We start from the raw sequence: 7,641 nt of genomic DNA, 5'->3' as shown, positions 1-7,641 counted from the left end.
GGTTGAGCGCGGGCGATATTCGAAGATTGGTCAGGTTTCTGGCTCGGTCCCCCACCCCGCCCCTTCCCGTAACTGGGGGCTCCGCCCCCAGCCCCCTGTCGGCGAAGACTCATGCCCGCCTGTCGGCCCCCCACCCCGGCCCGCCGCGCGCTTCGCGGCGCGGGCCACCCTGGGCCGCCCGCCGCCCGCCGCCCGCCGCCCGCCGCCCGCCGCCCGCCGTCCGCCGTCCGCCGCCCGCCGCCCGCTTCGCGGCGCGGACCAGAGGGTTGTGGGAATGGGCTCCGCCCCCAGCCCCCTGTCGGCGAAGACTCATGGGGCCTGTCGGCCCCCCACCCCGGCCCGCCGCGCGCGCTTCGCGGCGCGAGCCACCCTGGCGCCGCCCGCCGCCCGCCGCCCGCCGCCCGCTTCGCGGCGTGGACCAGAAGGTTGTGGGAATGGGCTCCGCAGGCGTGACGTGCCTGCCTTCCCTCAGCCCCCTTCCGGGGAGGCTTATGGGGCCTGACGGCCCCCGCCCCGCGCCGCGCGCTTCGCGCCGCGGACCAGGGGTACCTGCACGCCCATCCGTTGCGGGCATGCGTTCCGCGTGGGGTCCCCCAGGACGAAGTCCTGGGGGAGGAACGGGTGGGCACAACACCCGGTGCCGGGCGCCTGTGGGTGTGGGCTCGCCCCGTCGGGCCCGTCGGTACCTCTGCGCCGAAGGAGCCATGGGTGTGGGTCCACCCCGTCAGGCCGACGGGCCCGCGTGCCCGAGGCGCCGTGGGCGTGGGCGCGCGGGCATACCGAGGAGGGTGGGGTTCGGTCAGGGCCGTGGGACGTGGCACGATGCGGGCATGTCCTCCGCGCTGACCGATCTCTGTCGTCACCCGATCGTGCAGGCCCCCATGGCCGGTGGCGCTTCCTGCCCCCAGCTCACCGCCGCGGTGAGCGAGGCCGGCGGGCTCGGTTTCCTCGCCGCGGGGTACAAGACCGCGGACGGCATGTACCAGGAGATCAAACAGGTCCGCGGGCTCACCGGCCGCCCCTTCGGGGTCAACCTCTTCATGCCGCAGCCGCACTACGCCGACCCGGCCACCGTCGACGTCTACCGCCATCAGCTCGCCGGCGAGGCGCGCTGGTACGACACCCCGCTCGGCGACCCCGAGGCCGGACGGGACGACGGCTACGAGGCCAAGCTGGCCATCCTGCGCGACGACCCCGTGCCCGTCGTGTCGTTCACCTTCGGCTGCCCCACCCAGGACACCGTCGCCGCCCTCAAGCGCGCCGGCACGTTCACCGTCATCACCGTCACCACGCCCGACGAGGCCCAGGCCGCCCAGAACGCGGGCGCCGACGCCATCTGCGTACAGGGCCTCGAGGCCGGCGGTCACCAGGGCTCGCACCGGGACGACCCCGGCACCGACGGCAGCGGCATCGGGCTCCTCGCCCTGATCACGCTGATCCGTGAGTCCGTGCAGCTTCCGATGATCGCGGCCGGCGGGCTCATGCGCGGCAGCCAGATCGCCGCCGTCCTCACCGCCGGGGCCGACGCCGCCCAGCTCGGCACCGCGTTCCTCGTCTGCCCCGAGTCCGGCGCGAACGCGCTGCACAAGCAGGCGATGACCAACCCGCTGTTCACCAGGACGGAGCTGACCCGCGCCTTCTCGGGCCGTCCCGCCCGCGGGCTCGTCAACCGTTTCATGCGCGAGCACGGGCCGTACGCCCCCGCCGCCTACCCCGAGGTCCACCACCTCACCTCCGGTCTGCGCAAGGCCGCCGCGAAGGCGGGCGACGCGCAGGGCATGGCCCTCTGGGCCGGGCAGGGCCACCGCCTGGCCCGCGAACTGCCCGCCGGGCGGCTCGTCGAGGTCCTCGCCGCCGAGGTGCACGCCGCGAGCGCCGCCCTCGCCCTGCGGGACGCCTCATGACCGCCCCCGTCTTCCTCGTCGACCACGTCCACGCCGGCACCGTCACCCTCGACGGTCCCGAGGGCCGGCATGCCGTCTCCGTACGCCGCCTCCGGGTCGGCGAGGAGATCGTCCTCACCGACGGGCGCGGCACCGGGGGCTACGGCGCCGTCGCCGCCGTCGAGGGCAAGGACCGGCTCGACGTCACCGTCACCGAGCTCCGCCACGAGCCCGAGCCCGCGCCGCGTATCACCGTCGTCCAGGCACTGCCCAAGGGCGACCGTGGCGAACTCGCCGTGGAGACCATGACCGAGACCGGCGTCGACGCGATCGTGCCGTGGGCCGCCGCCCGCTGCATCACCCAGTGGAAGGGCGACCGCGGCGCGAAGTCCCTCGCGAAGTGGCGCGCCACCGCCCGTGAGGCGGGCAAGCAGTCCCGCCGCCTCCGTTTCCCGGAGGTTGCGGACGCCGCGACGACCAAGCAGGTCGGGCAGCTTCTCGCCGACGCCGACTTCGCTGCCGTCCTCCACGAGGAGGGTGCCGAGCCCCTGGCGACCGCCGCGCTCCCCGCGACCGGCGACATCGTGCTCGTGGTCGGACCCGAAGGGGGCGTGTCCCCGGAGGAGTTGGCCGCCTTCGCGGAGGCGGGCGCGAAGCCGTACCGACTGGGCCGGAGCGTCCTGCGCACCTCCACGGCCGGCACGGCGGCCGCCGCGCTGCTACTGGGCCGTACCGGCCGCTGGTCCTGACGCGGCAGCGGTACGCCCCACCAGCGCGTCGAAGAGCTGCCAGCCGTCGATCTCGGCCGGCGCCGTGAACCCGGCCGCCAGCGCCTCGTCCAGCAACTGCCGTACGGCGCCGGGCTCGTGCAGATTCAGCCAGTCGCCGCCGCGGACGCCGACCGAACCCGCGTCCCAGTAGCCTCCGGACACGATCCGTCCAGGCCCGTCCCGGAACTCGATCCGCAGCCGCACGCCCGTCCCCTCACGCGTGAGCGAGAGCGCCTTGCGGCAGGTCCCGTCGCGGTGCCCGTGCCTGAGCGACCAGAGCCACACGTCGTCACCGACGGTCAGCCTGCGCACTCTGCGGTCGTTGCCCATGAGCCCCACCGTACGCGACGCGTTGTGGCCGCAAGCGGTCTACCGCGGCTGAAGGAGCGGTGGCACGCTGCCGCGTATGCGCGCGTACACACGTGTACTGGCAGCGATCGGACTGGCCGGCGCGGCAGCCGTCGGCACCGCGGCCTGCGAGCCCGGCACCGGCGGGCTGAGCACGATGGCGGTGTCCCGCACGACGGACACCAGCGGCACCAGAGCACTGGAGCGTGCCGGGGTCGACGTGCGATGGCTCAGCTGTACGAGCACGCTCAACTCCGGGACCACGGCCTCCCCTTCACCACCGAGCGTCGCCACCGTCGACTGCGAGGGCGAGACCGGCGACGGCACGCAGATCACCCTCACCGGCAAGGTCACCCAGGAGGTCGGCGGGCGCTGCGTACACGGCGACCTCACCGCGAAGGCCGGCACGCGCACGGTCTTCCGCGCCGACGTCCTCGGCGACTGCTCGGCCTCCCGTCCGGCCCCCAGCCGGGACCCCGCCCCGGGAAACGGCGCACCCCGCCCCACCGTACCGTCACCGTCACCGTGACGGTCACGGAAACCCGCACGCCCGGCAAGTAGCCACGCCCGCCCGCTGCGCCCCGCGGCGATAGCATGCGCACATACTGATCGTCGTGAGTCGTGAGTCGTGAGTCGTGAGTCGTCAGTCGTCAGTCATGAGTGGTGAAGGGGCCCGGACCATGGCGGGAGAACCGCAAGCCGACTGCCTGTTCTGCAAGATCGTCGCGGGGGAGGTGCCGGCCACCGTCGTCCGGGAGTCAGAGACGACCGTCGCCTTCCGCGACATCAACCCGCAGGCACCGACCCATGTGCTCGTGATCCCCAAGGTGCACTACCCGGACGCCGCCTCGCTCGCCGCGGCCGAGCCCTTGGTCGTCGCCGACATACTGCGCGAGGCGGGCGAGGTTGCTGCCCAGGACAAAGTGGACGGCACCGGCTTCCGCGTCGTCTTCAACACCGGTTCGGGCGCCGGACAGACCGTCTTCCACGCGCATCTCCATGTCCTCGGCGGCCGCGGCTTCAACTGGCCGCCGGGATAGCCACCCATGTCCGTGCGAGAACTGGTCGTGCTCGGCACCGCCAGCCAGGTCCCCACCCGGCACCGCAACCACAACGGCTATCTGCTGCGCTGGGACGGCGAAGGCATCCTCTTCGACCCGGGTGAGGGCACCCAGCGGCAGATGCTGCGCGCGGGCGTCGCCGCGCACGACATCAACCGGATCTGTGTCACCCACTTCCACGGCGACCACTCCCTCGGCCTCGCCGGGGTGATCCAGCGCATCAACCTCGACCAGGTCCCGCACCCGGTCACCGCGCACTACCCCAAGAGCGGGCAGCGCTACTTCGACCACCTCCGGTACGCCACGGCCTACCGCGAGTCGGTCCCGCTGACCGAGGCCCCGGTCGCCGACGGCGGCGTACTCGCCACCACCTCCGCCTACACCCTCGAGGCACGCCGCCTCTCCCACCCCGTCGAGTCCTTCGGCTACCGGCTCACCGAACCCGACGGGCGCCGCATGCTGCCCGAGCGGCTCGCCGCGCACGGCATCAAGGGCCCCGACGTGGGCCGCATCCAGCGCGACGGGGAACTCGGCGGCGTCACCCTCGAGGACGTCAGCGAGGTCCGTCGCGGACAGCGCTTCGCCTTCGTCATGGACACCCGCCTCTGCGACGGGGCGTACGAACTTGCCGAGGGCTGCGACATGCTCGTCATCGAGTCGACCTTCCTCGACGACGACCACCGGCTCGCCACCGACCACGGTCACCTCACCGCGGGCCAGGCGGCGCGGGTGGCGCGCGACTCCGGCGTACGGCACCTCGTCCTGACCCACTTCTCCCAGCGCTACAGCGAACCCGAGGAGTTCGAGCGCCAGGCCCGGGCCGCGGGCTTCGACGGCGAACTCTCCGTGGCCCGGGACCTCGTCCGGGTCCCCGTACCCAAACGCGAACTCTGAGCGAGCACCGATGCCTCTTCTGTCCCTCCCCAAGGCCGAACTGCACCTTCACATCGAGGGCACTCTCGAACCCGAACTCGCCTTCGCCCTCGCCGAGCGCAACGGCGTCGACCTCCCGTACGCGGGAGCCGAGGACCTGCGCAAGGCGTACCTCTTCAGCGACCTGCAGTCCTTCCTCGACCTCTACTACGGCCTGATGGCGGTCCTGAGGACCCCGGAGGACTTCGCCGAACTCGCCGACGCCTACCTCGCCAGGGCCGCCGCCCAGGGTGTACGGCACGCCGAGATCTTCTTCGACCCCCAGGCGCACACTGCCAGGGACGTCCCCGTCGGCACCGTGATCGAGGGACTCGCGCACGCGCTCGACCGCAGTGAGGAGCGGCACGGCATCTCCACGCAGCTGATCATGTGCTTCCTGCGGGACGAGTCCGCCGAGTCCGCGATGGCCACGCTCGACTCCGCGAAGCCCTACCTCCACCACATCAGCGGAGTCGGCCTCGACTCGGCCGAGGTGGGGCATCCGCCCGCCAAGTTCCGCGAGGTGTACGCCGCGGCCGAGTCCCTGGGCCTGCGCAAGGTCGCCCACGCCGGCGAGGAGGGCCCGCCCGCGTACATCACGGAGGCCCTGGACGTCCTCGGCGTCGAGCGCATCGACCACGGCCTGCGCGCCATGGAGGACCCCGGCCTCGTCGAACGGCTCGCCCGCGACCGGATCCCCCTCACGCTCTGCCCGCTGTCGAACGTCCGCCTGCGCGCCGTGGACACCCTGGAGGACCACCCTCTGCGCGCGATGATGGACGCCGGACTGCTCGTGACGGTCAACTCCGACGACCCCGCGTACTTCGGCGGCTACGTCGGCGACACCTTCCACGCGGTCCGCGAGGCCCTGTCCCTCAGCCAGGACCAGCTGCGCGAACTGGCCCGCAACTCCTTCCGTGCGGCGTTCCTCGACCACGACGAGCAGCGCCGTGAGAGGTACCTCGCGGAGGTGGAGTCGTACGACTTCGACGCGGACTGACGCCGGGCGGTCCGCCGCTCGGAATCAGGACGCGAGCGCCTTCGACGCGCGGTCGCGCAGGAGGCGCCGTCTGCCACGTACGGGTGCCGGCACGGGGATCTCGGCGACCTCCTGCTCCGGCGCGCCGATCTGCGGCACGCGGGCGCCCGACGAGGCGGCGCCGGCGACCACCGCCGCCGGGTTGCCGCCGCGGCGGCGCACCGCACCCGGCACCAGCGGCCGGCCCGACGTGTGCAGCGCCACTGCGGTCATCGGCACCGCCACGGCCAGCAGCAGCGCGCACAGCACGAGGCCCATGCCCGGATACCCCGCGTGCTCCGAGAGGACACTCCCGGTCACCGGTCCGCACGCCACGCCCAGCGACGATGCGGAGCCCACCAGCACCGCCCACCGCCCGCGTGGGTCCAGCGAGGCGGCGAGGCCGATCAGATACGACAGGACCACCGGGTAGAAGACGTTCCACGCCACCTCGCCGACCGCGAAGTCCGTGAACCCCCGCGCCGACGAACTGACCACGATGCAGGCGCCGATCAGCGCCGTACCGGCCCCGATCGGGACGGCCCGCCCGAGCCGCGCACCCAGCGCGCCCGCGCCGATGACCCCGGCGAGCCCCGCGCCCAGCCCGACCGCGAAGACCGCGCCGACGGTGACCTCGCTCAGCCCGGCCTGGGTGGTGCCTATCCGCCCGCTGACGCCCCACAGCGCGTTCTGCGCCATCGACCAGCAGAACATCGCGCCTGCCAGAACGGCGCCCGAACGCCGCCTGGGCAGCCGCGCACGCGACCTGACCGCGACCGGGCCGTGAGCCGCCGGCTGGCCCTGAGCCTCGGCCGGGCGATGAGCCTGGGCCTGGCCCGCGACGGAGCCCTCAGCCGCCTTCAGCCGCCCGGTCGCGGGCCACACCGCAGCCGCGGCCACGGCCAGCGCCGCGAACGGCAGCACATGCCCGCCCCCCAGCCGCGGGATCGTCAGATACAGCGCCCCAGCGGTCGCCGAGACCGCCAGCAGCCCCAGCGAGGAGGCCCGGTGCGGATCGCGCTGCGTCGCGATCCCTGCCGCCGCGACCGCCGTGGCCGTGCCCGAGCCGAGCCCGCCGACCGCCACCCCCGCGACCACCAGTGGCACGTACGAGGTGAGCGCGGCGGAGCCGTACCCGCCGACGGCCAGCAGCAGGCCGAGCCTGGACAGCCGCCGAGGCCCGTACCGCTCGACCCGCGACGCCAGCACGAAACCGGCGACGGCCGAATGGAACAGGAGGGTGGAGCCGACGAGACCGGCTTCCGCGGGGGTGAGACCGAGTCCGGCGGAGAGCCGGCCGACGACGGTCGGCAGGAGGTAGGCGGCGAGGTAACCGGCGGCGAAGACGGCGACCAGGGGCCACGCGGCGCGCGGGCGCGAGGGCATGGGCGTTCCCGGGAACAGAGAGCGGCACGAGGGGGGAGCGCCCGGTGTTGCACGGGAACGCGCGCCAATTTGTATCAAGTGCGCCCGGTCGCGGAGAAGCTGGAATGGTGTGAGCCAGGACACATTCCGTTTGCTCCGGAATCACAGGGGTAGGCGCGCAAGATTTCCCTGCGCCGCAACCCGTGACGAAGGACGGGAATCAGGCACACTGGCCAGATCCGTACCGCTCCGCACAGCTCTGCGCCGCATTCCGGGAGCCGCCG

The 7,641-nt window shown here is 73.4% G+C and carries 8 protein-coding genes; 6 read left to right on the top strand and 2 right to left on the bottom strand.

Going from position 1 to position 7,641, the window contains the following annotated elements; translation table 11 throughout:
• Positions 1 to 830 precede the first annotated feature (830 nt).
• Positions 831 to 1,904: a nitronate monooxygenase gene (locus ACWCP0_RS21760; RefSeq protein WP_451080446.1), complete on the top strand. Its 1,074-nt coding sequence runs from the start codon at positions 831 to 833 to the stop codon at positions 1,902 to 1,904.
• The gene (locus ACWCP0_RS21755) at positions 1,901 to 2,632 is read left to right on the top strand and encodes a 16S rRNA (uracil(1498)-N(3))-methyltransferase (protein WP_451080445.1); all 732 of its coding nucleotides are present in this window, start codon (positions 1,901 to 1,903) and stop codon (positions 2,630 to 2,632) included. The genes ACWCP0_RS21760 and ACWCP0_RS21755 overlap by 4 nt, the downstream gene beginning before the upstream one ends.
• On the opposite strand, the gene ACWCP0_RS21750 is transcribed toward ACWCP0_RS21755, so the two are convergent.
• On the bottom strand, positions 2,603 to 2,983 hold the full coding sequence (locus tag ACWCP0_RS21750) for a hypothetical protein (RefSeq protein WP_451080444.1): 381 nt from the start codon (positions 2,981 to 2,983) through the stop codon (positions 2,603 to 2,605). The genes ACWCP0_RS21755 and ACWCP0_RS21750 overlap by 30 nt on opposite strands.
• 76 nt (positions 2,984 to 3,059) lie before the next feature.
• Here ACWCP0_RS21750 and ACWCP0_RS21745 point away from each other — a divergent pair, with 76 nt between their 5' ends.
• From ACWCP0_RS21745 to ACWCP0_RS21730, 4 genes are all read left to right on the top strand, one after another.
• A complete protein-coding gene (locus ACWCP0_RS21745) occupies positions 3,060 to 3,530 on the top strand; it encodes a hypothetical protein (RefSeq protein ID WP_451080443.1) in 471 nt (156 codons plus the stop codon).
• Between the two features lie 151 nt (positions 3,531 to 3,681).
• Positions 3,682 to 4,041, top strand: a complete 360-nt coding sequence (locus tag ACWCP0_RS21740; RefSeq protein ID WP_351227466.1) for a histidine triad nucleotide-binding protein — start codon at positions 3,682 to 3,684, stop codon at positions 4,039 to 4,041.
• A 6-nt stretch (positions 4,042 to 4,047) separates the two neighbouring features.
• Complete coding sequence (locus ACWCP0_RS21735; protein WP_451080442.1) at positions 4,048 to 4,956, top strand: ribonuclease Z; 909 nt, start codon at positions 4,048 to 4,050, stop codon at positions 4,954 to 4,956.
• Between the two features lie 19 nt (positions 4,957 to 4,975).
• Complete coding sequence (locus ACWCP0_RS21730) at positions 4,976 to 5,974, top strand: adenosine deaminase (RefSeq protein ID WP_451080455.1); 999 nt, start codon at positions 4,976 to 4,978, stop codon at positions 5,972 to 5,974.
• Positions 5,975 to 5,998: 24 nt separating this feature from the next.
• Here ACWCP0_RS21730 and ACWCP0_RS21725 read toward each other — a convergent pair whose 3' ends face one another.
• The gene (locus tag ACWCP0_RS21725; protein ID WP_451080441.1) at positions 5,999 to 7,378 is read right to left on the bottom strand and encodes an MFS transporter; all 1,380 of its coding nucleotides are present in this window, start codon (positions 7,376 to 7,378) and stop codon (positions 5,999 to 6,001) included.
• Between the last annotated feature and the right edge of the window lie 263 nt (positions 7,379 to 7,641).

This window comes from Streptomyces sp. NPDC001970 (assembly GCF_053594115.1).
The sequence above is the reverse complement of the archived record's forward strand: the minus strand, read 5'-3'. Positions and strand labels throughout refer to the sequence as shown.